Source organism: Bradyrhizobium sp. USDA 3262 (assembly GCF_054060035.1).
The window spans coordinates 5,881,894-5,903,841 of record NZ_JBSSCT010000001.1 but is presented as its reverse complement, the minus strand read 5'-3'; the positions used below and the strand labels follow the sequence as shown (position 1 = coordinate 5,903,841).

Annotated in this window: 18 protein-coding genes, 1 tRNA gene and 1 pseudogene; 15 read left to right on the top strand and 5 right to left on the bottom strand. The window is 64.0% G+C overall.

The window, feature by feature from the left end:
- Window positions 1-96 precede the first annotated feature (96 nt).
- Window positions 97-435, bottom strand: coding sequence for a P-II family nitrogen regulator (locus tag ACVWYP_RS27670; protein WP_011441447.1), 339 nt, complete (start codon window positions 433-435; stop codon window positions 97-99).
- 354 nt (window positions 436-789) lie between these two features.
- Between ACVWYP_RS27670 and ACVWYP_RS27665 the strand changes: the two genes are divergently transcribed.
- From ACVWYP_RS27665 to ACVWYP_RS27640, 6 genes are all read left to right on the top strand, one after another.
- The gene (locus ACVWYP_RS27665; protein ID WP_304495574.1) at window positions 790-2,289 is read left to right on the top strand and encodes an NAD(P)H-hydrate dehydratase; all 1,500 of its coding nucleotides are present in this window, start codon (window positions 790-792) and stop codon (window positions 2,287-2,289) included.
- Window positions 2,264-2,731 (top strand): GNAT family N-acetyltransferase, encoded by a 468-nt coding sequence (locus tag ACVWYP_RS27660; protein WP_304495573.1) that lies wholly within the window; start codon window positions 2,264-2,266, stop codon window positions 2,729-2,731. The genes ACVWYP_RS27665 and ACVWYP_RS27660 overlap by 26 nt, the downstream gene beginning before the upstream one ends.
- Window positions 2,732-2,895: 164 nt before the next feature.
- Entirely contained in the window at window positions 2,896-4,509 is a 1,614-nt protein-coding gene (locus ACVWYP_RS27655; protein ID WP_453945991.1) for a B12-binding domain-containing radical SAM protein, read from the top strand.
- A gap of 81 nt (window positions 4,510-4,590) precedes the next feature.
- Window positions 4,591-6,078, top strand: coding sequence for an IS4 family transposase (locus ACVWYP_RS27650; RefSeq protein ID WP_080686930.1), 1,488 nt, complete (start codon window positions 4,591-4,593; stop codon window positions 6,076-6,078).
- Between the two features lie 245 nt (window positions 6,079-6,323).
- Complete coding sequence (locus ACVWYP_RS27645; protein ID WP_304495572.1) at window positions 6,324-6,506, top strand: hypothetical protein; 183 nt, start codon at window positions 6,324-6,326, stop codon at window positions 6,504-6,506.
- Window positions 6,507-6,614: 108 nt separating this feature from the next.
- Window positions 6,615-7,169 carry a flavin reductase family protein gene (locus ACVWYP_RS27640; protein WP_304495571.1) on the top strand — a complete coding sequence of 185 codons (555 nt, stop codon included), beginning with the start codon at window positions 6,615-6,617 and terminating at the stop codon, window positions 7,167-7,169.
- On the opposite strand, the gene ACVWYP_RS27635 is transcribed toward ACVWYP_RS27640, so the two are convergent.
- Window positions 7,166-8,065: a LysR family transcriptional regulator gene (locus tag ACVWYP_RS27635; RefSeq protein ID WP_304495570.1), complete on the bottom strand. Its 900-nt coding sequence runs from the start codon at window positions 8,063-8,065 to the stop codon at window positions 7,166-7,168. The two genes, ACVWYP_RS27640 and ACVWYP_RS27635, sit on opposite strands and share 4 nt — an antisense overlap.
- 141 nt (window positions 8,066-8,206) lie before the next feature.
- Between ACVWYP_RS27635 and ACVWYP_RS27630 the strand changes: the two genes are divergently transcribed.
- From ACVWYP_RS27630 to ACVWYP_RS27610, 5 genes are all read left to right on the top strand, one after another.
- A complete protein-coding gene (locus ACVWYP_RS27630; protein ID WP_304495569.1) occupies window positions 8,207-9,208 on the top strand; it encodes an HpcH/HpaI aldolase/citrate lyase family protein in 1,002 nt (333 codons plus the stop codon).
- Entirely contained in the window at window positions 9,198-10,397 is a 1,200-nt protein-coding gene (locus tag ACVWYP_RS27625) for a CaiB/BaiF CoA transferase family protein (protein WP_304495568.1), read from the top strand. Before ACVWYP_RS27630 ends, ACVWYP_RS27625 begins: the two co-directional genes overlap by 11 nt.
- Before the next feature lie 39 nt (window positions 10,398-10,436).
- Window positions 10,437-11,807, top strand: a complete 1,371-nt coding sequence (locus tag ACVWYP_RS27620; protein ID WP_304495567.1) for an LLM class flavin-dependent oxidoreductase — start codon at window positions 10,437-10,439, stop codon at window positions 11,805-11,807.
- A gap of 61 nt (window positions 11,808-11,868) precedes the next feature.
- Complete coding sequence (locus ACVWYP_RS27615; protein ID WP_304495566.1) at window positions 11,869-13,287, top strand: MFS transporter; 1,419 nt, start codon at window positions 11,869-11,871, stop codon at window positions 13,285-13,287.
- Window positions 13,288-13,478: 191 nt separating this feature from the next.
- Window positions 13,479-14,255 (top strand): tetratricopeptide repeat protein, encoded by a 777-nt coding sequence (locus tag ACVWYP_RS27610; protein WP_304495565.1) that lies wholly within the window; start codon window positions 13,479-13,481, stop codon window positions 14,253-14,255.
- Between the two features lie 33 nt (window positions 14,256-14,288).
- On the opposite strand, the pseudogene ACVWYP_RS27605 reads toward ACVWYP_RS27610, so the two are convergent.
- The 3 genes and pseudogenes from ACVWYP_RS27605 to ACVWYP_RS27595 form a co-directional block, all read right to left on the bottom strand.
- Window positions 14,289-15,000 (bottom strand): annotated as a pseudogene (locus ACVWYP_RS27605) (hypothetical protein).
- A 77-nt stretch (window positions 15,001-15,077) separates the two neighbouring features.
- A complete protein-coding gene (locus tag ACVWYP_RS27600; RefSeq protein WP_304495563.1) occupies window positions 15,078-16,163 on the bottom strand; it encodes an enolase C-terminal domain-like protein in 1,086 nt (361 codons plus the stop codon).
- A gap of 18 nt (window positions 16,164-16,181) precedes the next feature.
- Window positions 16,182-17,579, bottom strand: coding sequence for a multicopper oxidase family protein (locus tag ACVWYP_RS27595; RefSeq protein WP_304500317.1), 1,398 nt, complete (start codon window positions 17,577-17,579; stop codon window positions 16,182-16,184).
- Window positions 17,580-17,715: 136 nt separating this feature from the next.
- Here ACVWYP_RS27595 and ACVWYP_RS27590 point away from each other — a divergent pair.
- From ACVWYP_RS27590 to clpX, 4 genes are all read left to right on the top strand, one after another.
- Window positions 17,716-17,800 (top strand) — tRNA-Leu (locus tag ACVWYP_RS27590).
- A gap of 164 nt (window positions 17,801-17,964) precedes the next feature.
- Window positions 17,965-19,323: a trigger factor gene (tig, locus tag ACVWYP_RS27585; RefSeq protein WP_304495562.1), complete on the top strand. Its 1,359-nt coding sequence runs from the start codon at window positions 17,965-17,967 to the stop codon at window positions 19,321-19,323.
- Window positions 19,324-19,563: 240 nt separating this feature from the next.
- Entirely contained in the window at window positions 19,564-20,199 is a 636-nt protein-coding gene (locus ACVWYP_RS27580) for an ATP-dependent Clp protease proteolytic subunit (RefSeq protein WP_016847729.1), read from the top strand.
- A gap of 441 nt (window positions 20,200-20,640) precedes the next feature.
- Entirely contained in the window at window positions 20,641-21,915 is a 1,275-nt protein-coding gene (gene clpX, locus ACVWYP_RS27575) for an ATP-dependent Clp protease ATP-binding subunit ClpX (protein ID WP_024583449.1), read from the top strand.
- Window positions 21,916-21,948: the final 33 nt, after the last annotated feature.

Below are 21,948 nucleotides of genomic sequence, written 5' to 3'. Positions count from 1 at the left end.
GCTTTTGGCGAGTTCGTGTGACTGCACAAACGAAATCAGGCTGCCGAAGCAGCCTTTTTTCTCTTTTGCCGTCAGAAAATCCGGATAGCACCGCCCTTAAATAGCGTCCAGCCCGGATTCGCCGGTCCGGATGCGGATGGCTTCCTCGATGTTGGAGACGAAGATCTTGCCGTCGCCGATCCTGCCGGTCTGCGCCGCGCGGCGGATCGCATCGATCGCCTTCTCGACCAGGTCGTCGCCGATCACGATCTCGATCTTCACCTTGGGCAGGAAGTCGACGATGTATTCCGCACCGCGATAGAGTTCGGCATGGCCCTTCTGGCGGCCAAATCCCTTGGCCTCGGTGACGGTGATGCCTTGCAGTCCGACTTCCTGGAGCGCTTCTTTCACCTCGTCGAGCTTGAAGGGCTTGATGATGGCTTCAATCTTCTTCACTGAGCGCCTCCCGGGCATTGCAGATTGCAGGGTCGAGTTCGATGCGCGTGGGGCGCAGTCTGGTTGGTCTTAAGGCTTCCGGCCGGTTGCCGGAAACACGCGCAATGGTCGCATGGAGCGGCCTTGCGCGCGGCTTCCTCAAAAGCAGGGTCTATGCCAAGTTGTTAAGGTCCCCGATTTCGGAATGTTATCAGCCTTTTAACAGGCAATCGGCTGATATCGAACCACATGGGCTATGATATCCAAGCCTAACAAATAGGCAAATAGATCAATCCGTATGCAGTCGGCCAGTGGAAACCCCGCGAACGTCACAGGAATTGCCTCTCGAAAAGGCGAAGCGATTGAGGATTCGGCATGGACGTTCTGACCACCACCGAGATGGAACGCGCCGACCGGCTGACCATCGCAGCCGGAACGCCGGGCTTCGCGCTGATGATGAGCGCCGGCCAGGCCGTCGCGGAAGCCGCGATGGACCTCGTCGAGGAGGGCCCGATCGTGGTGGTCGCCGGCCGCGGCAACAATGGCGGCGACGGCTTCGTTGCGGCCGCAGAGCTTGCCGCGCGCGGCCGCGAGGTCTCGGTGATCCTGCTCTGCGAGCGCGACAGCCTGCAGGGCGACGCGGCGCTGGCGGCGAAGGGCTGGAAATATCCGGTGCTGCCGTTCAACCCGCAGGCGCTCGGCAAGCCGGCGCTGATCATCGATGCGCTGTTCGGTGCCGGCCTCAACCGGCCGGTGAAGGGCGATCCGCTGGAGATGATCGCGGCGATCAATGCCAACGGTACGCCGGTGCTGGCGGTCGACCTGCCGAGCGGCATCAACGGCACATCGGGCGCCGTGATGGGCGCGGCCGTGCAGGCGACCGAGACCGTCACCTTCTTCCGCAAGAAGCCCGCGCATCTGTTGCTGCCGGGCCGGATGTATTGCGGCCGGGTGCGCGTTGCCGACATCGGCATCGCCGCGCAGGTGCTCGACGAGATCAAGCCGCTGACCGCGGAGAACTTGCCGGAGGCCTGGCGCTGGTCGTTTCCGGTGCCGCGGATCGACGGCCACAAATACGCGCGGGGGCATGCCGTCGTGGTGTCGGGCGATCTCGCCTCGACCGGGGCGGCACGGCTCGCCGCGCGCGCGGCGCTGCGCGCCGGCGCCGGCCTCGTGACGCTGGCCTCGCCGCGTGAAGCGCTTGCCGTCAATGCCGCGGCGTTGACCGCGGTGATGGTGCGCGCGGTCGACAACCCGATCCAGTTCGCCGAGCTGCTTGGCGACAAGCGCCTCAATGCCTGCGTGATCGGTCCTGGCGCCGGGGTCAGCGCGCGGACCCGTGACCTCGTCCACACCGCGCTGTCGGCGCAGCGGCATCTGGTGCTCGACGCCGACGCGCTGACCAGCTTTGCCGGTGCGCCGGACCGGCTGTTCGAGGCGATCAAGGCAAGCGACGGTCAGCAGGTGGTGCTGACGCCGCATGAGGGCGAGTTTCCACGGCTGTTCAGCGATATCTCCAACAAGCATCCCGGCCGTTCCAAGCTCGAGCGCGTGCGCGCGGCGGCCGAGCGCTCCGGCGCGGTGGTGCTGCTGAAAGGCGCCGACACGGTGATCGCGTCTCCCGACGGCCGCGCCACCGTCGCCGCCAACGCGCCGCCGTGGCTCGCCACCGCCGGCGCCGGCGACGTGCTGTCGGGCATCATCGCGGGTTTCCTGGCGCAGGGCGTCGCGGCCTTCGAGGCGGCCAGCATCGGCGTCTGGATGCACGGCGAGAGCGCGAGCGAGGCGGGCCCCGGCCTGATCGCGGAAGATCTCACCGAAGTGCTGCCCGCCGTGTTCCGCCGTCTCTATGACGAGTTCGGGGTTGAGTATTAGGCGGCTCACGCTGGCCGACATGGATGCCGTCGCGCGCGTGCATCGCACCGCGTTCGATCAGGCGCTGCCGTGGCTCGCCGGCCTGCACACGCCCGACGAAGATCGCTGGTTCTACCGCGAGCAGATGTTTGCGACCTGCACGCTATGGGGGGCGTTCGACGGCGCGGCGATGCGGGGCGTGATTGCGTTTCATGACGACTGGATCGAGCAGCTCTATGTGCTGCCGGACGCGCAGGGCCGCGGCATCGGCGGCGCGCTGCTCGAGATCGCAAGGCAAGACGCGGACCGGCTGCAGCTCTGGACGTTTCAACGCAACGCCCGCGCGCGCCGCTTCTACGAGACGCGCGGTTTTGTCGCGGTTGAGGAGACCGACGGCAGCGGCAACGAGGAGAGGGAGCCGGGCGTGCGCTATCGCTGGACGCGCGCGCCGGCGGGTGAGTGATTTTGACCGGAATAGCTGACCGCGGCAGGCCCGGGGATAGGACCGGGCTCGCGGCAAGACGAAATATCGTCTGGCTATCCGCCACCTTTTGAGCACTTAATGCCTGTATCGACCAGCGAATGTACCCTTGAGCCTTGAGGTTTTGTGGTACGGACCGGAGCAACATGACGAGTCCCTGCCGCGTCCTCATGATCTATCCGAAGTTCGTTCCGGATTCTTTCTGGAACTATACGGAGGCTTGCGAACTCGTCGGCGCGAAGTATCCGGCGGCGCCACTCGGACTGATCACCGTGGCCGCCATGCTGCCGAAGCACTGGGAGATTCGCCTCGTCAACCGTAACACCGAGCCTTCGACCGACGCGGACCTCGACTGGGCCGATCTCGTCATGATCGGCGGTATGCTCAACCAGCAGCCTGATTTTCTCCACCTGATCGATCTCGCCCACCGGCACGGCAAGCCGGTATGTGTCGGCGGGCCCGACGTCTCCTCCAGCCCGCACCTCTACGCGGATGCGGACTTCCAGGTGATCGGCGAGGCCGAGCACATCATCGAGGAATTCATCGCCGCTTGGGAACGCGGTGAGCGCAAGGGCGTGTTCACCGCCGAGAAATTCAAGATCGACGTCACGCTAAGCCCGATGCCCCGCTACGATCTGATCAAGTTCGAGCATTATCTCTTCATTGGCGTGCAGTATTCGCGCGGCTGCCCGTTTACCTGCGAGTTCTGCGATATTATCGAGCTGTACGGGCGCGTGCCGCGCACCAAAACCCCCGATCAGATTCTCGCCGAGCTGCAAGCGCTCTACGATCATGGTTATCGAGGGCATGTCGATTTCGTCGACGACAATTTCATCGGCAACAAGAAAAACCTCCGAGTCCTGCTGCCGCGGCTCAAAGCCTGGCTGGAAGAGCGGGACTATCCGTTCGAATTCTCGACCGAAGCCTCGATCAATATCGCTGACGACAGCGAACTGCTGCAGGCAATGAAGGACGCCAACTTCTTCGGCATTTTCGTCGGCATCGAGAGTCCGGATCCAGAGACCCTCGTGCAGATGAAGAAAAAGCAGAACACCAGGCGCAACATCGCCGAGAGCGTTCACAAGATTTATGACTACGGCATGTTCGTCACCGCGGGTTTCATCGTCGGGTTCGATACCGAGAAAGTCTCGATGGCACAGGCGATGATCGACTTCATCGAGGAGGCGAGCATTCCAGTCTGCATGGTTGGACTGCTCTATGCGCTGCCTGGCACACAGCTGACGCGGCGGCTGGCCCAGGAAGGCCGACTGCACGAGGGCCATGATCTCATGAAGGTCGAGCAGGCGGGCGACCAATGCACGCTGGGCTGCAATTTCGACACCAAGCGTCCGCTTCGTGACATCCTCACGGATTACAAGGCTGTGCTCGGGCACGTGTACAGCCCGACGGAATATGCAGGACGGCTGTCGCGGCTTGCTGCCATGCTCGATCGGTCGGACCGGCGCCGCGACCTGCCGGATGGCGACATGCGCAAGAGGCTTGGCGGCATCGAAGGCGTACACAAGATCATAAATGCCCTGCCGGAGGTTCGCGAGCCGTTCTGGAAGACCTTCGTCGAGGTCGCCAAGTCCAATCCAGGCGCGCTGCGCTACATCGTGATGCTGATGGCGCTGTACTTGCACTTCGGGCCGTTCTCGAAATACGTGATCGGTGTGATTGAACGCCGGATTGCCGAGTTGGACGGTACACCTCCGGTGAAGCTTTCAATTACCCACAAATGCTTGATTCGATTGCAGTAGCCCTAATCGAAAAATCTTGAATCGGATGAATCGCTTGTGATTCATTGTCGAGCACCTGAATCGCGACGACGAGGTGCCTTGATGTGTTCGAGCGGAACGACGTCTCGTTGGTCGGCCGGCCCGGATGGTCGCCAGGATGATGGTGATGAAAGCGTCGTCGAACACTGGACAGAGCGCGAGATCGACAAGACAGCTTTCAAGGATGCCCGTCTTGGTCAGCGATTTGGCGAGCTGTTGAAGCAAATTGGTGACGGCATGGGCGGGAGCATACCGTTCGCGTGCCAGGACTGGGCGAACACGAAGGCGGCCTACCGCTTCTTCGCCAACGAGCGCGTGGAGGAAGCCGACATCCTCAGCGGCCACTTCGCCGCCACGCGCGCGCGTTACGATGATTGTACAGGCCCAATTCTCCTCATTCAGGACACGACGGAATTCTCCTACCAACGCGCGAACACGAGCGCTATCGGCCTGACCAAGAGCGTCAACAGCGGCCGGGACAAGGATGGCCGTTGGCGCCATCACACGGTCTGCGGAATGCTGATGCATTCCAGTCTCGCCGTGACTGTCGAGGGCCTACCGCTGGGATTGGCGGCGGTGAAGTTCTGGACACGGAAAAAGTTCAAAGGCACAGCGCAGCTCAAGAAGAAGATCAACCCGACCCGCGTTCCGATCGAGAAGAAGGAGAGCGTTCGCTGGCTCGACAATCTCAGGCAATCGATCGAGCGGCTCGGACAGCCGGAGCGTTGCATTCATATCGGTGACCGTGAAAGCGACATCTACGAACTGTATTGCCTGACGCAAGAGCTTGGCGCTCACTTCCTTGTCCGCGCCTGCGTCGATCGGCTGGCGGGCGATGGCGGTCATACGATTGCAACCGAGATGGAAGAGACCAGCGTCAAAGGCTTGCATTATATCGACGTGCGCAATGACAAGGGCGAGACGACGAAGGCCGCGCTGGAAATCAAATTCAAGCGGATCGCAGTCTTGCCTCCCATCGGGAAGCAGAAACGTTATCCAGTCCTCGACCTGACTATAATCCATGCCACCGAGCGCGGTACGCCAAAGGGCCGTAAACCGATTGAGTGGAAGCTCATCACGGACCTAGCCGTCCGCGGACGCTCCGAGGCAATCGAGAAGATCAACTGGTACGCCATGCGGTGGAAAATCGAGGTGTTCCACAAAATCCTGAAATCGGGCTGCAAGGCGGAAGACTCAAAACTCCGGACCGCGGAGCGACTCGCCAATCTAATGGCGGTCTTCTGCATTCTCAGCTGGCGCGTCCTCTGGCTCACCATGCTCAATCGCATCGCCCCAGACGCGTCACCGAAGCTCGCATTGACGGACACCGAGATCGCATTGCTCGATCAACTCATCAGCGGCGCCAGCCATCGACGATGTCGCCCTGGAACCCTTGCATTTTACCTTACCAAGCTTGCACGACTAGGTGGCTACTTGGCCAGGGCCGGCGATCCGCCACCTGGAAATGTTGTCATCTGGCGCGGCCTCTCGAGACTCACAGATATCGAACTCGGCGCCGAAATCGCATCGGCTGGAAATGTGGGTAATTGAAAGCCGGTGAAGGCCAGGGCGCTTGTGCAATGAGTTGATCTAGTTTGCCGTTTGATGGACGGCAAAGTTCGCCACAGCTTCGGTTCTGATTGGATCAGGACTGAAGCTCTGGCTTCTTGTTCGAACGGCTGACGCCACTCAGGCAACGTCGGTGGAAAGCGAAACGTCCTTCCACGCGTCGAATTCGGCCTGCAGCAGTTTGATTTGTCCTCGACCAGCCGCACGGCATCGCTGCCGAGCAGCAGATGCGCCGGTGGATCAGCTTCAGCATCGCCTGCGCGGCCTTTTTTGGGATCGCCAACGTGCCGGCCACTTATATCCATGCAGCGCTTGCGGACTGGATCGATGACAGCGTCATAGTCCGCAATCGACGTTACGTTTTTGCCCAAGGCGAACTGGAGATCGCCGGACCTCTCCCATCAGCGTGATCGGCATTGATCGGTTGAACTGAACAACTCGTTAGATATTTGCGTTTCCGCGATCGGTTCGACTGACCTATAGGATCGGCATCCTTGTCACTTGCGCGGAACAGTCAGATGATCGCACCGAGCAGCCAGCTCTCTACCGCCGCACGGACCGCCGGCGCGCTTCACCACGACGTCGACCCCGCGTCCTATCGCGCGGCGATGCGCCATCACGCCGGCGCGGTGACGATCCTGTCGGCGGGCGGGCCGGGCGACAGAACCGGCATGACGGCGACGTCGATCTGTTCGCTGTCGGACACACCGCCGCGGCTGATCGCCTGCGTCAACCGTTCGGCGAGCGCGCATGGCCTGATCCGGCGCACCGCCGCGTTCGGCGTCAACATGCTGCACGCCGACCAGGCCGAACTGGCCAATGTGTTCGCCGGCCGCCGCGGCATCGAGCGGGACGATCGGTTTTCCGACGCCGACGGCTGGCTGTCGCTTGCCACCGGCGCGCCGATCCTTAAGGGTGCGCTCATCGGGCTCGACTGCGAGCTGATCGACGAACATGCGCACGACACACATTCGATTTTCGTCGGCGCGGTCCGCGCGATGCATCTGCGTGAAGGGGAGACGCCGCTGATCTATTTTGGTGGCGCGTTCTGCGGGTTGGCCCGGCGGGCCTAAGGCCGCGGCTTGAGAAATTTGTGAATCACGGATGTCAGCGCGCCGGCGGCCGGCGAGAACGATTGTCCGCGCAGCGAGACGATGCAGACCGTGCGCTCCAGCACAGGATTGACGATCGGCAGCGCCTGCATCGTCTTCCTGATCGGCCGCGGCAAGGCGACCTTCGGCAGGATGCCGACGCCGAGGCCGGCGCCGGCCAGCGCGGCCAGCGTGTAGCTGTGCTCGACCTCGAACTTGATCTTCATCTGCAGATCGCGCGTGGCGAGCGCGCGCTCCAGCATCGAGCGCAGCGCCGCCGATTTTGAGTTGAGCAGGATCGGGTAGGCGGACAGCTCGGTCAAGTCGACCGCGCTGCGCTTGCGAAATGGAAACGCCCTCGTCGCCAGCGCATAGATCGGGTCGTTGAACAGCGGCGCAAACTGAAACTCGGTCGAGCCGTCCATCTCCGGTCCAATGCCGAAATCCGCCTCGCGGCGGCGCAGGCAGTCCAGCATGTCCTCGGCCGCAAGCTCGCGCAGATTGATGTTGATGCCCGGATAGCTCGCCTGGAAGGCATGCAACGCCTGCGGCAGGATGGTCGCGGCAATGGTCGGAACGCAGGCCAGCGACAGCGTGCCGCGCTGGATGTCGATGACCTCGCGGATCTCGCGCAGCCCGTTCTCCCATTCGCCGAGCGCGCGCCGCGCATGTGTCAGCAGTTGCAGTCCCTCGGCGGTCAGCTCGACGCGTCGCGTGGTGCGATGAAACAGGGCGGCGCCGACCTGGTCCTCCAGCAGCTTGATCTGCATGCTGACCGCGGATTGCGAACGGTTGAGCTGCTCGGAGGCCTGGCGAAAGCTCTTGTTCTCGGCGACCGCGATGAACATGTGCAGCAGCTTGAAATTGATCTGCGACATCGTTTTGCCCTGCAGGGGATTGTCCCGAACAACTGAACAGTACTTAAGATAATCTCGTTAGAAAGATCAGTGCCGGACATCTAGCATGATTGTGTTGGCCGCGGGAGACGATCCTGCGGCGCGATGCAGAAAAGATGCTTCATGTCCTTCACCGTCACCAAGCCGCGCACCCGCCGCGTCCAGCGTTCCGAACTCGCGGTTCCCGCGACCTCAACCCATTTCTTCGAACGCGCCGCGAGTAGCGCCGCCGATTTCATCTTCCTCGATCTGGAGGACGCGGTTGCGCGGCCGCGAAAACCCGAGGCGCGCGAGATCGCGATCGAGGCGCTGAACCGGATCGACTGGGGCAACAAGACGCTGGCGGTGCGGATCAACGGCCTCGACACCGAATGGGCGCATCGCGACATCATCGAGATCGTCAGCCGCGCGCCGCGCCTCGACCTCGTCATGGTGCCGAAGGTCGGCACCGCATTCGACGTCCGTTTCGTCGATGCGCTGCTGACGGGGCTCGAGCGCGAGTTCCCGCGCGCAAGGCCGCTGGGCATCGAGATCCTGATCGAGACCACGCTTGGGCTCGCCAATGTCGAGGAGATCGTGCAGGCGTCGGAGCGGTTGGAGGCTGTGATCTTCGGCATCGGCGATTACTCGATCGACCTGCGCACCTGCGGCGAGATTATCGGCGCCTCCGATCCGCGCTATGCCGTGCTCACCGATGCGGACGAGGGCGGCGCGCGCCGCGTGCACTGGAACGACCAGTGGCACTTCGCGCTCGCCCGGATTGCCAATGCCTGCCGCGCCCACGGCCTGCGTGCGATCGACGGCCCCTATGCCAATTTCGGCGATGCCGCAGGCTTTCGCGCCAGTGCGGCGCGGGCGGCCGCGCTCGGCTTCGAGGGCAAATGGGCGATCCATCCCTCGCAGCTCGAGACCGCCAACGAGGTGTTCTCGCCGACTGCGCGCGAGATCGGCTGGGCGCGCGAGATCACGGCCAGGATTCAATCCGCCAGCGCTGGCGGCGACGGCGCCTTCGGGCAGGACGGGGTGCTGATCGATCTTGCGGTGCTCAAGCGCGCGCAGGCGATCATCGACCGCCACGACGCAATTCAGGCGGCGGGCAGGGCAGGAGCGCGCGATGTCGCATGAACAACCGCTTGCCGGAATTCGCGCGCTCGACATCGCGACCTTCGTGGCGGCGCCGTTCTGCGGGACGGTGCTGTCCGATTTCGGCGCCGAGGTGATCAAGATCGAGCAGCCAGGCGTCGGCGATCCCTTGCGCCGGTTCGGAACGCCGAGCGACTGCGGCGACACCTATGTCTGGCTCAGCGAAGCTCGCAACAAGAAGTCGGTTACGCTCGATCTGCGCAGCGAGCGTGGCGCCGCGCTGTTTCGCGAGCTGGTCCGCCAATCCGACGTGGTGCTGGAGAACTTCCGGCCCGGCACGCTGGAGAAATGGGGGCTCGGCTTCGAGGCGCTGCGCGAGATCAACCCAAAACTCGTGATGCTGCGCATCAGCGCCTATGGGCAGGACGGCCCGCTGCGCGACAAGCCGGGCTTTGCCCGGATCGCGCACGGCTTCAGCGGGCTCGCCTATCTTGCCGGCGAGGCGGGGCGGGCGCCGGTGATGCCGGGATCGACCTCGCTCGCCGATTATATTTCCGGGCTATGGGGTGCGCTCGGCGTGCTGCTGGCGCTGCGCCATGCCGAAGCCACCGGACACGGGCAGGTGGTCGATATCGGGCTCTATGAATCGGTGTTTCGGCTGCTTGATGAAATGGCGACCGTGTTCGCCAAGACCGGCTTCGTCCGCGAACGCCTCGGCGCCGACACGGTCAATGTCGTGCCGCACAGCCATTACCAGACCGCCGACTGCAAATGGGTGGCACTGGCCTGTTCGAGCGACAAGATGTTCGAACGGCTGGCGCAGGCGATGCGGCGGCCGGATCTCGCGACCGACCCGCGCTATGCGGCCATGGCCGGCCGCTTGGCGCGGCGCGAGGAGGTCAACGGGATGGTCGCCGACTGGATCGGCTCCATGCCGCTGGAGACGGCGCTTGCCGAATGCGAGCGCTACGACGTGCCCTGCGGGCCGATCTACAGCATCAGTGACATCTTCGCCGACCCGCAATACCGCGCCCGCGGCAACATCGCCGAGGTGCCCTCGCGCGCCGGGCCGATCGCGGTGCCGAGCGCGATCCCCAAGATGTCGCGCACGCCGCCACAGTTCAAGCATGCCGGCGTCGCGCTCGGCGCTCACACCGACGACGTCCTGACCTCGCTTGCCGGCGCAACCGCGGCGGCGCTCGCCGCGCTGCGCAGCGACGGGGTGATCTGACATGCCCCAATTCTCCCGCGGCCACGAAGGAACCACGCCATGACCAGGCAGATGAAATTGATCGGCTTCCTGCAGGCCCAGAATTGCTCGAACTATCCCGCCTCCTGGCGCCATCCGGACTCGAAGCCGAACTGGTTCTCGCGCGACTATTATCAGGAGATCGGGCGCACGCTGGAGCACGGCAAGTTTCATCTCGCCTTCTTCGATGACCGGCTCGCAATCCCCGATCGCTTCGGCGACGATTTCCGCGAGACCATCCGCCACGGCGTGCGCGCGGCGAAGCTCGATCCGGTCTCGGTCGCGCTCACGATGGGCTTGGCGACCGAGCGGCTCGGCATCGGCGTGACCTATTCGACCACCTATTACGAGCCGTTCCACGTCGCGCGGGTGTTCGCAACGATGGACCTGCTGCTGAACGGCCGCGCGGCCTGGAACGTGGTGACCTCGCTGAACGACTCCGAGGCGGCGAATTTCGGTGCCTCGCAGCATCTCAGCCACGATCTGCGCTATGACCGCGCCGACGAGTTCATGGAGGTCGTGCTCGGCCACTGGAACAGCTGGGAGGACGGCGCCGTCAGCTTCGACCGCGAGAGCGGGCTGTTCGCCGACCCGGCCAAGGTGCACCGGCTTGACCATCACGGGCATTTCTTCCGCTCGCGCGGCCCGTTCACGGTGCCGCGCTCGCCGCAGGGCCATCCGGTGATCATCCAGGCCGGCCAGAGCGGCCGCGGCAAGACTTTCGCGGCGCGCTGGGGCGAACTGATCTTCGTGATCTATCCCAATCTCGACCTTGCGAAGAAGCAATATGCCGACCTCAAGGGAACGCTGGCCAAGACGGGCAGGGACATCAGCATCGCGCCGGCGGTCTATCCTGTCGTCGCCGAGACCCAGGCCGAGGCCGAGGATAAGTTCGCGGCGATCAGCCGGCTCGCCAAGCCGATCGACGCGCTGACGCTGTTGTCGGAGGTGCTGAACTACGATTTCGCGGCCAAGCCGACGGACGAACCGTTCACGTCGGACGAGCTGGCTTCGATCAGCGGATTGCAGGCAATCCGCGACCGCGTGGTGAATCTCAGCGGCAAGCCCAATCCGACGCCGCGGGACTTCGTGCAGTTCAGCGGGCGCGGGACACTCGCCGAACTGCCGACCTTCGTCGGCTCGCCCAAGGCGGTCGCCGATCAGATGGAGCGCTGGTTCTGCGAAGGCGGCTGCGACGGCTTTGTCGTCGCCGCCACCCATGTGCCCGGCACCTACCAGGACTTCGTGCGCCTCGTGGTGCCCGAGCTGCAACGCCGCGGCCTGTTCCAGCGCGAGTATCAGGGTGACACGTTGCGCGAGAATCTCGGCCTGCCGCGGCCGCAAGCCGCGCATGCAAGCGCAGACGAGGAGGCGCGCGTCTCGACCGGATAGCCCCGGCACAAAAATCGGCGCAGACAACGATCAGAACAAAATCAAAATCAGGGAGGCTGAAGTGACCAAGGGCGTTAACGCGGGGGGCCGGCTCGATAGATTGCCGATCGCCGGATTTCACTACCGGATATTCGCGCTGATCGGAGCCGGACTGTTCGTAGACGGCTTCGAGATCTTCCTCGCCGGCAGCATTCTCGGCGCATTGGTTCAATCCGGCTATTCGGACCTTGCCCAGAATGCGCGCTTCATCTCGGCGACCTTTGTCGGGATGCTGATCGGCGCCTGGCTGGCGGGCGTCGCCGGCGACCGCTTCGGCCGCAAGTTCGCTTACCAGGCCAATCTCCTGATCTTCGGCCTCAGCGCGCTGGCGGCAACGCTCGCGCCGTCGATGAACTGGCTGATCGGGGCCCGCTTCGTGATGGGCCTCGGGCTCGGCGCCGAGATCGTCGTCGGCTATGTCGTGCTCAGCGAATTCATCCCGCCGCAGCAGCGCGGCCGCTGGGGCGCGGCGCTCGCGACCTGCACCAATGGTGCGCTGTTCGTCGCGACGCTGGTCGGCTGGGTCGTCATTCCGCATCTCGGCTGGCGCTGGATGTTCGCGCTGTGCGGCATCGGCGCGATGATCGTCTGGTTCCTGCGGCGCTCGCTGCCGGAATCGCCGCGCTGGCTCGAGACGCAGGGCAAGAGCGCCGAGGCGGAGGCGGTGCTGGCGGCGATCGAGCAAGAGGTCGGCAAGGGCAGGACCCTGCCGACCCCGGCCTATCAGCCGGCCCCGGTGCAGCCGGACGTTCGCTTCACGCGCCTGTTCTCGCGCGCGTTGATCGCGCGGACCATCGTCGGCTGCCTGATCCTGATCGGGCTCAACACTGCGGTCTACGGCTTCATCGCCTGGATCCCGACCTTCTTTGTCAAGCAGGGCATCAACCTGTCGTCATCGCTCGGTTACACCATGCTGATGACGCTCGGCAGCCCGCTCGGCACGCTGTCGGGCATGTGGATCGGCGAGAAGATCGACCGCAAGCCGTCCCTGATTGTGCTGTCGCTCGCGGCGGCCGGGCTGGGGCTGATCTATCCGATGTTCATCAACCCCGTCGCCTTCGTCGTGATCGGCTTCCTCCTGGTGTTCACGGTGGCGGTGATGCTGGCGCTGGCCTGGGGGCTCTACATCCCCGAACTGTTCCCGACCGAGCTCAGGATGCGCGGATCCGGCATCTGCAACACCGCCGGTCGCCTGATGTCGATCGTGACGCCGTTCATCGTGGTCGAGCTGTTCACGAGGTTCGGCGTCACCGGCGTTGTCTCTGTGGTGGCCGGGCTCCTCGTGGTGCAGGCGATCGCGGTCGCGGTGCTCGGCATCGAGACCCGCAAGCGTCCGCTGGAAGCGTTGCGGCCGGAGGCGATGGACGACGAAGCGTCATCCGCAGAGGTGCGCGGCAAGCTGCAACCAAGCCCCGGAGGGATCGCCGCCGGCGGGGAGTAGCGGGACGAAGCGCGCGATGTCCGCGTGATCAACGCATGCGGACATCCGGGCCTCGTCTGTCTCACGATACTTTTGGTGGACGCGTCGAAAGAGGCGGGCTAAACGCGCAGGGTATTCCCTCGGTACCGTGAATCTCGCTCGTGAGTGGCAGGCAGAACAATTTCCTCGCTCAGGCACTGCAACAAGGCGCCTTGGCGTTGCGGGCGCAGCAGTTTGCTCAGGCTGAGCAGATTGCGACGAACATCCTGAAATCAAACCGCACGGACAGACACGCCGCGCTTCTTCTGGCGCATGCCCTGATGGGGCAGAACCGGGGAGGCGAGGCGATCGCAGCGCTCGAGCGCGTTGCGCGCCGCGGCGACGATGGAGAGGTCGAGACTTTGCTCGGCGCGCTGCTGTGTGGCGCGGGCCGTGTCACCGACGGCATCGCGCAGCTTCGGCGCACGGCGGCACGCCGCCCGCCATATTTTCCGTCCTTTCAGGAACTCGCCGGGCAGCTTGCCAAGGCCGGTCAACACGACGAGGCGATCAGCACGGTCGAGGCCGGTCTGGCGCTGGCTCCCGAGAGCGTCGACCTGAAGCTCGATCTCGGGCGCCTGTTGCAAGAGACGAATGACATCGCGCGGGCTGCAAGCGTCCTGACGGCGGCACGTGATGCTGCGCCGGGCCGCCCCGACGTTCTCAACCAACTCGGGCGGGTCCTGATCCTTCGTGGCGACTACGCCGCAGCCGCGGATGCGTTCCGCCGCGTGCTCGCGCAATACCCGGATGATCGCTCGACCCGCGCCCACCTCGCCACTTGCCTTTTCGAGCAGGGTGAGCGCGATGCTGCCGAGGCAGCGCTGCGCTCGGTGATGCGCGGTCAGCCCCAGCTATTTGGACGCGCGGCATTCGTCATGGCCTCGGGATCTCACGGCCGCTTCTTCTTCTCCCAGAGCGCCGCTGCGAAGTTCCTCGGCGGGGAGTGAGATTGAGCGCGGCGGACGACATTCCGCCTTGCCTTACGCCCTGAAGTTTCTCCGGTAGAGGTTCGGCTGCCGTTTGAGCTCGGTGCGGAGTTCGCCGACCCGCTTGGCGTCTTCCGCGGTGAACGGCGATGCCTGCGCGGTCCAGTCGTCTCGCTTGACCGGAATGCATTGCGCGATCGGAGTACCCTTGGGCAGGACGCCTCTGAAATTCCTGTCGTGCCAGTACGCCGGAAAGTGCACCCAATTGTCGGCATAGAGGTCGGAATTGACCAGGCCGCTGAGTGTGGTGAATGGCAGGTCGAAGCGGTTGACGGGATGGGTGAAGTAGATCGCGTAGCCTTCCGGGGCTTCGACGGTCCACAAATTGTGGAATTTGAGAAAGAAGCGGCCCTCTTCAAACAACGGGGTACCGGTGACCTGACTCGGGTCGTGGAAGCCGATCGGTGAGCGTGGGAATTCCGGCGTGCCTCCCGGCGGCAAATCCTGGTCCCAGGTGATTTCGCCGTCCTCGACCTTGAGATCGCAAACCAGCGGCAGCAAGAACCCGCAGGTCATCGCATCCACGAACGGCGGGCAGCGCTTGATGGTGTCCTCGTCGTGCAGGTTGATCGAAGAGAAGGCCGTCGCCGGCATGGCCTTGAGCCAGTCGGGAACGCGCCTGCGCCGCCGGTATGGGGGCCGGTATCAGTCCGTCGAGCTCCGTCGGGCAACGGAATTTGAGCGTCAGCTTGCTATTGGTCGACATTGGGCGCTCCGATTTCGGATCGACCTACATGAATGCGTCGCAAAGGTGAAGCGCGCGCTCACCAGCCAGGATCGCCGCTAGGTCACGAGATACTTCGCTACCGCCGGCTCGTTCCATTCGATCCCGAGCCCGGGACCGCGGGCGGTCACGGCGCCGTCGACGATTTCGGCGGGCCTTGTGAGGATGGAGCCGGCGAAGTCGAGGAATTCGAGCCAGTGCGCGGTCGGCGTCACCGCGAGCAGATGCGCGCTGACTTCCGCGAACAGATGGCTCGACATCGGGATCGAGGCGGCATCGGCTTGTCCCGCGACTTGCATCCAGCCGGTGACGCCGCCGACCTTCATCACGTCGGGCATGATGAAGTCGGATGCGCCGGCCGCGATCGCTTCGGCAAAGCCGCGCGGAAACCACCAGTTCTCACCGGCCTGGATCGGCGTCGGCGAGGTCTCGCGGACTTTTGCGTGGCCGGACAGGCTCTCCTGCGGCACCGGCTCCTCGATCCAGTGCAAATCGTAGGGCGCAAGGCGGGCGATGCGGCGGGTCGCCTCCGCCGGATCGAGCGACTGGTTGAAGTCGATCATCAACGCGATGTCGGGGCCGAGCAGGGCGCGCACGCCCTTCACGACGCGCTCGTCATTGGCGGCGTCGCCATCGCCGCCCTTGATCTTGATGCCGCGAAAGCCCTGGTCGAGCGAACGGCGCAGCGCGCGCTCATCGGCGACGGGATCGACCACGCCGTAGCTGTCATAGGCTTTGATCGGCTTCGCCGAGCCGCCAAGCAGTTCGACCAGCGGCCGGTCGGCGAGCTGGCCGAGCACATCCCAATAGGCCATGTCGAGTCCGGATACCGCCATGCCGACGAGGCCCTGCCAGCCGAGCAGCCGAAACTTGGCGTCCATCGCCTTCATCAGGTCGAACGGCGCGACCGGCTTGCCGATGAGCTCGCGGCCGATCTCCTCGATCAGATAGGCAAGCGGTTTAAGCGTGAGCTTGCTGTAGGCGAAGATGTAGGTGCGACCGGTAATGCCTTGATCGGTCTCGACATCGATCAGAACCAGCGGGCCGGAATCGATCACGCCGAAGGCGTTCTTCACAGGGCGCTTCAGCGGCACCACGACGCTTCGCGCCCGAACTCCGCGGATGGCTGCAACTGTCTGGCTCATGGACGTTTCCTCTTCTTGTTATTGGACGCTGTACCATCGGACCAGCCGCGGCGCGGCCCAGTCGGTCGCGACCTGCTCGATCAAATAGCGGCCGGGATATTCAGCGAGGAAGGCGATGCGCTGGGTCTGGCCCGGCTCGATCGCGAGCGTGTCGAGCCAGAACGGCTTCCAGCCGTCGTCGAGCCGGTCGAGCAGACGGAAGTGATGGCCGTGCAGATGAAAGACGCTGGCGATCGGGCCGCGGTTGGTCAGCGCCAGCACGACCGGCCGGCCGGCTTTGGCCTGAAAGGCCGGAGCGGCTGACGGCTTGAAGTCCGCTGGGTGGAACCAATCGGTCGGCGTGCCGAGGGTTAGCTCGAACCTGGCGGCGCTCTTGAGATCGAGCTGGGCGGGCATGTCGTTGCCGGGCAGCGGCGGTGCCGGCGGGAACGGCGCCGGGCGGACCGGCGGGTCGTTCGAGACGGCCAGCCTGCCGACCGGGCGGGCCTGCTTGCCGTCGTGCAGCAGGATCGGAAAGCTGGTTCCGGCCGGTCCGGCCGCATCGACGAAGACATCGGTGCGGCTGCCGGGAGCGAGGACCAGCGCACCGTTGCGGGCCGGAAACGGTTCGGCCGGCTGGCCGTCGATGGCCATCACCCGGACGTCGAGGTTCTCCAGCTTGATCGCCAACACGCTGCGTTGGCTGCCGTTGATAAAGCGGAGTCTGAGGCGGGCATTGGCCGGTGCCGAGATGTCGTATGAGGTTTTGCCGTTAATTGTATGAATTTGCGTCGAATCTTTTGGATCGTTGCCGGCCGGGATTGCGCTTCCGTCCGGCCGCAGGCGCCACTCCTCGATCAGCAGGACCTCGTCGCGATCGACTGCGACCGGCGAAGTGCCGGTCACGATCAGCGGCCGCGGCCGTGCCGGTGCCGTGCCGCCATCACCGAATAGCGGCTCGCACAGGAAGGTGCCGGCATGCCGAAGCGGCAACTGGAAGCTATCCTTGGCCCCGGCGGCGAGTAGCGCCCGGGAGGCCAGTGGCTCCGCGGCCGCGACGCCGTCGAGCCCGCGGCAATCCAGCGCGGCCGCGACCGGCAGTTCATTGCCAAAGGTCACGTCGAGAACCTCGCCGCGCTTGAAGCGGAGGTCGCCGCTGCCGAGTGACCAGACCGGTGTCTCCGGTCCGCCAGGACCCGGTCCGCCAGGACCCGGTCCGCCAGGACCCGGTCCGCTAGCACCCGGTCCGTCGCCCAGACGAAGCGAGATGCGGTCGGGTTTGGCCTGGAGCGCGACCGCGGTCCGGCCCTGTGCTGCGCCGGTGGCCGGCAGAGCGGGGCAAAGCGCCGCGGCGCCGAGGGCGGCGATCAGGTTGCGCCGGGTGAGTGAAAATTCGGGACTTGCGGGAGGACTTGCCATCCGGCCGATGCGGACCATTTTCAAGAGTACCTGTCCAGTCGCGATCGGTCGCAGGGCGGGCTCAACAGCGGCCATTTTTTTGCTGCGAACCGGTGGGCGCATGTTATAAGCCCGGCCGCCCGCGGCATCGCGGCCGGACTGGGATGCTTTTCGCGCGGGCGTGGCGGAACTGGTAGACGCGCTGGATTTAGGTTCCAGTGACGAAAGTTGTGGGGGTTCGAGTCCCTCCGCCCGCACCAAGCGCTTACAGCGTTTGCATGACGAATTCTTGGAGAACCTTTGGCCCCGATGGGGTGAGGGTTCGCCGAACCCACAGACGTTAGGCCGCAAGGCCCATCGTCGAACAGATTGAACACTGCCACGGCCGCTCGGGCCGCGGCAAAAGCGGAAGAAGATTGATACCATGCAGGTCACCGAGACCCTCAACGAGGGATTGAAGCACGAGTTCACGATCAGCGTCCCGGCATCCGATCTCGATGCCAAGGCTGACGCCAAGCTGGTCGACCTCAAGGACAAGGTCCGTCTCAACGGCTTCCGTCCCGGCAAGGTGCCGGTGGCGCATCTGAAGAAGATCTACGGCCGCTCGGTGATGGCCGAGACCATCGACCAGACCATCAGCGATACCAACCGGCAGATCTTCGAAGATCGCGGCTTCCGCCTCGCCGGCGAGCCGAAGATCACGATGCCGACCGAGAAGGACCAGGTCGAGGAATTGCTGTCTGGTAAGACCGACCTGACCTACACCGTCGCGATCGAGGTCGTGCCGCCGATCCAGCTCGCCGATTTCAAGTCGTTCTCGGTCGAGAAGCCGGTGGTCGACGTCTCCGACGCCGATGTCGACGATGCCATCAAGCGGATCGCCGAAGGCAGCCGCCCGTACAATGCCAAGGCCGAGGGGGCGGCGGAGAAGGGCGACCGCGTCACCATCAGCTTCAAGGGCACCATCAACGGTGAAGCCTTCGAGGGCGGCACCGGCGAGGGCATTCAGGTCGTGATCGGCGCCGGCCAGTTCATCCCGGGCTTCGAGGAGCAGCTGATCGGCATCGGCACCAATGAGACCCGCACGCTGAAGGTCTCGTTCCCGAAGAACTATCTGAACGAGAAACTCGCCGGCCAGCCGGCCGAGTTTGAGACCACCGCAACGCTGATCGAGGCGCCCGGTGAGACCACGATCGATGACGAGTTCGCCAAGACGCTGGGCCTGGAGTCGCTCGACAAGCTGAAGGAAGCCGCCCGCGAGCGCCTGACGGCCGAGTTCGCCGGCGCCACCCGCCAGAAGGTCAAGCGCGCGCTACTCGACCGGCTCGACGAGAGCCACAAATTCGAGGCCCCGCCGTCGCTTGTCGCAGAAGAGTTCAACCTGATGTGGAACTCGATCAGGGCCGAGATGGACTCGTCCGGCAAGACTTTCGCCGACGAGAACACCACCGAGGAAGCGGCAAAGGAGGAGTACCACAAGATCGCCGACCGCCGCGTCCGCCTCGGCCTCGTGCTGTCGGAGATCGGCGAGAAGAACAAGATCACCGTGACCGACGACGAGGTGTCGCGCGCCGTGATCGAGCGTGCGCGCCAGATGCCCGGCCGTGAGAAGGAGGTCTGGGACTACTACCGCAGCAACGCCCAGGCGCTGGCCCAGCTCCGCGCCCCGATCTACGAGGACAAGGTCGTCGACTTCGTCCTGGAGCTCGCCAACGTGACCGAGAAGAAGGTCACCAAGGAAGAGCTGTTCAAGGATGAAGACGCCGAGAAAACTGCCGCCTAATTCCGGCACCTCGCGTTAATGATGAACCGCGAAAGCGCGCCTCGCGACGGGTCCCGTCGCTAGGCGCACCGACGCGAATCAGCTTGAACTTCTGCGACCTGCCCAGGTGGCTAGTGCGGCGAGTTGACGGTCTTGTCGGCCGGAAATTGGCCCATATCTGGGTTAAGCCTTGAGGCAGTAGTCTTGAGCCAAGTAGTCTTGAGCAAAGTTCTGCATCACCCCTAACCCTTGGGTTCTTTCATGCGCGATCCCGTTGAAACCTACATGAACCTCGTGCCGATGGTCGTCGAGCAGACCAATCGCGGCGAACGCGCCTACGACATTTTCTCGCGCCTTTTGAAGGAGCGCATCATCTTCGTCACCGGTCCGGTGGAAGACGGCATGTCGACGCTGATCGTCGCGCAGCTGCTGTTCCTCGAGGCCGAGAATCCGAAGAAGGAAATCTCGATGTACATCAACTCGCCGGGTGGCGTGGTGACGTCGGGCCTTGCGATCTACGACACGATGCAGTTCATCCGCCCGCCGGTATCGACACTGTGCACGGGGCAGGCGGCCTCGATGGGCTCGCTGCTGCTGGCCGCCGGCGAGAAGGACATGCGCTTCACGCTGCCGAATTCCCGCATCATGGTGCACCAGCCCTCCGGCGGCTTCCAGGGCCAGGCCACCGACATCATGCTGCACGCGCAGGAGATCCTGAATCTCAAGAAGCGCCTCAACGAGATCTACGTGAAGCATACCGGCCAGACCTACAAGGCGATCGAGGACGCGCTCGAGCGCGACAAGTTCCTCACCGCCGAGGACGCCAAGGCGTTCGGCCTCGTCGACAAGGTCATCGACAAGCGTCCGGACGATCCGGCCGCCGCGAAGGCGGCCTGATCTGGGCAGGCATCTCGAGGCGTCGGTGTGATCTCCACATTGACGCCTCACATAACCGGCAAAAGCAGGGCGGTGGACCCGCGGGCGGTGCATGCGCACAGGCGGAAAGTTCCGGTTTCGTGCTCATATACCGACGTGGTAATCCCGCAACGTTCCGTGGATTTCGACGCGTATTCCACGTGCGATCGTTGAAAATCACGGTATTGTCACGGTCTTGAGCCGGCCATCCGATTAGCGAATTCTTGATAGTCGGGTGCCAGCATGGTTGGCTGTGATGCATCGGCTATGATCGCGGAGATTCGAATAAACCGTGATCCACACGGTCAGTATTGCGTAGGGTCTTTTTTGGTACGGAATTTGCTCTATCTACCCAAGACCCCGGTTTTGTGCCGGATTGGGTCGATCTGGCAAACAAGATCGAACGGCGGACGGAGATAATGAATGAGTAAGGTCGGCACGAGCGACGCCAAGAACACGCTATATTGCTCGTTCTGCGGCAAGAGCCAGCATGAAGTTCGCAAGCTGATTGCCGGACCGACTGTCTTCATTTGCGACGAGTGTGTCGAACTGTGCATGGACATCATTCGCGAGGAGAACAAGTCCTCGCTGGTGAAGTCGCGCGACGGCATCCCGACGCCGAAGGAAATCTGCAAGGTCCTGGACGACTACGTGATCGGCCAGAGCCATGCCAAGAAGGTGCTGTCGGTCGCCGTCCACAACCATTACAAGCGGCTCAACCATCAGACCAAGCACAACGACGTCGAGCTGGCGAAGTCGAACATCCTGCTGATCGGTCCGACCGGTTCGGGCAAGACGCTGCTCGCGCAGACGCTGGCCCGCATCCTCGACGTGCCCTTCACTATGGCTGACGCGACGACGCTGACCGAAGCCGGCTATGTCGGCGAGGACGTCGAGAACATCATCCTGAAGCTGCTGCAGGCCGCCGACTACAACGTCGAGCGTGCGCAGCGCGGCATCGTCTATATCGACGAAATCGACAAGATCAGCCGCAAGTCGGACAATCCCTCGATCACCCGCGATGTGTCGGGCGAGGGCGTCCAGCAGGCGCTGCTGAAGATCATGGAAGGCACCGTGGCCTCGGTCCCGCCGCAGGGCGGCCGCAAGCATCCGCAGCAGGAATTCCTGCAGGTGGATACCACCAACATCCTGTTCATCTGCGGCGGTGCGTTCTCGGGTCTCGAGAAGATCATCTCCGCGCGCGGCCGCTCGACCTCAATCGGCTTCGCGGCGCAGGTGCTCGCGCCGGAGGACCGCCGCACGGGCGAGATTTTCCGTCACGTCGAGCCGGAAGACCTGCTGAAGTACGGCCTGATCCCGGAATTCGTCGGCCGTCTGCCCGTCGTTGCGACGCTGGAGGACCTCGACGAGGCCTCGCTGAAGAAGATCCTGACCGATCCGAAGAACGCGCTGGTGAAGCAGTACCAGCGGCTGTTCGAGATGGAGAACATCGAGCTGACCTTCGCCGACGAGGCGCTTGGCGCGGTCGCCCGCAAGGCGATCGAGCGCAAGACCGGCGCGCGCGGCCTGCGGTCGATCCTGGAGAGCATCCTGCTCGAAACCATGTTCGATCTCCCGGGCCTGGAAGGCGTCGAGGAAGTCGTCATCTCGCGCGAGGTCGTCGAGGGAACGGCGCGTCCGCTCTACATCTACGCGGATCGTTCCGACCGCGCCGTCGAGAGCAGCGCGAGCGCCTAAACGGCGCTCGTCTCGACCCGCCAAAAATGCACG

Coding starts and splice junctions, on each gene's coding strand:
- ACVWYP_RS27580 (WP_016847729.1), top strand. CDS start 19,564: ATGCGCGATCCCGTTGAAACCTACATGAACCTCGTGCCGATGGTCGTC.
- ACVWYP_RS27665 (WP_304495574.1), top strand. CDS start 790: ATGGACGTTCTGACCACCACCGAGATGGAACGCGCCGACCGGCTGACC.
- ACVWYP_RS27655 (WP_453945991.1), top strand. CDS start 2,896: ATGACGAGTCCCTGCCGCGTCCTCATGATCTATCCGAAGTTCGTTCCG.
- ACVWYP_RS27645 (WP_304495572.1), top strand. CDS start 6,324: ATGCGCCGGTGGATCAGCTTCAGCATCGCCTGCGCGGCCTTTTTTGGG.
- ACVWYP_RS27625 (WP_304495568.1), top strand. CDS start 9,198: ATGTCGCATGAACAACCGCTTGCCGGAATTCGCGCGCTCGACATCGCG.
- ACVWYP_RS27620 (WP_304495567.1), top strand. CDS start 10,437: ATGACCAGGCAGATGAAATTGATCGGCTTCCTGCAGGCCCAGAATTGC.
- ACVWYP_RS27600 (WP_304495563.1), bottom strand. CDS start 16,163: ATGAGCCAGACAGTTGCAGCCATCCGCGGAGTTCGGGCGCGAAGCGTC.
- clpX (WP_024583449.1), top strand. CDS start 20,641: ATGAGTAAGGTCGGCACGAGCGACGCCAAGAACACGCTATATTGCTCG.
- ACVWYP_RS27660 (WP_304495573.1), top strand. CDS start 2,264: ATGACGAGTTCGGGGTTGAGTATTAGGCGGCTCACGCTGGCCGACATG.
- ACVWYP_RS27630 (WP_304495569.1), top strand. CDS start 8,207: ATGTCCTTCACCGTCACCAAGCCGCGCACCCGCCGCGTCCAGCGTTCC.
- ACVWYP_RS27635 (WP_304495570.1), bottom strand. CDS start 8,065: ATGTCGCAGATCAATTTCAAGCTGCTGCACATGTTCATCGCGGTCGCC.
- tig (WP_304495562.1), top strand. CDS start 17,965: ATGCAGGTCACCGAGACCCTCAACGAGGGATTGAAGCACGAGTTCACG.
- ACVWYP_RS27640 (WP_304495571.1), top strand. CDS start 6,615: ATGATCGCACCGAGCAGCCAGCTCTCTACCGCCGCACGGACCGCCGGC.
- ACVWYP_RS27595 (WP_304500317.1), bottom strand. CDS start 17,579: ATGGTCCGCATCGGCCGGATGGCAAGTCCTCCCGCAAGTCCCGAATTT.
- ACVWYP_RS27650 (WP_080686930.1), top strand. CDS start 4,591: ATGTGTTCGAGCGGAACGACGTCTCGTTGGTCGGCCGGCCCGGATGGT.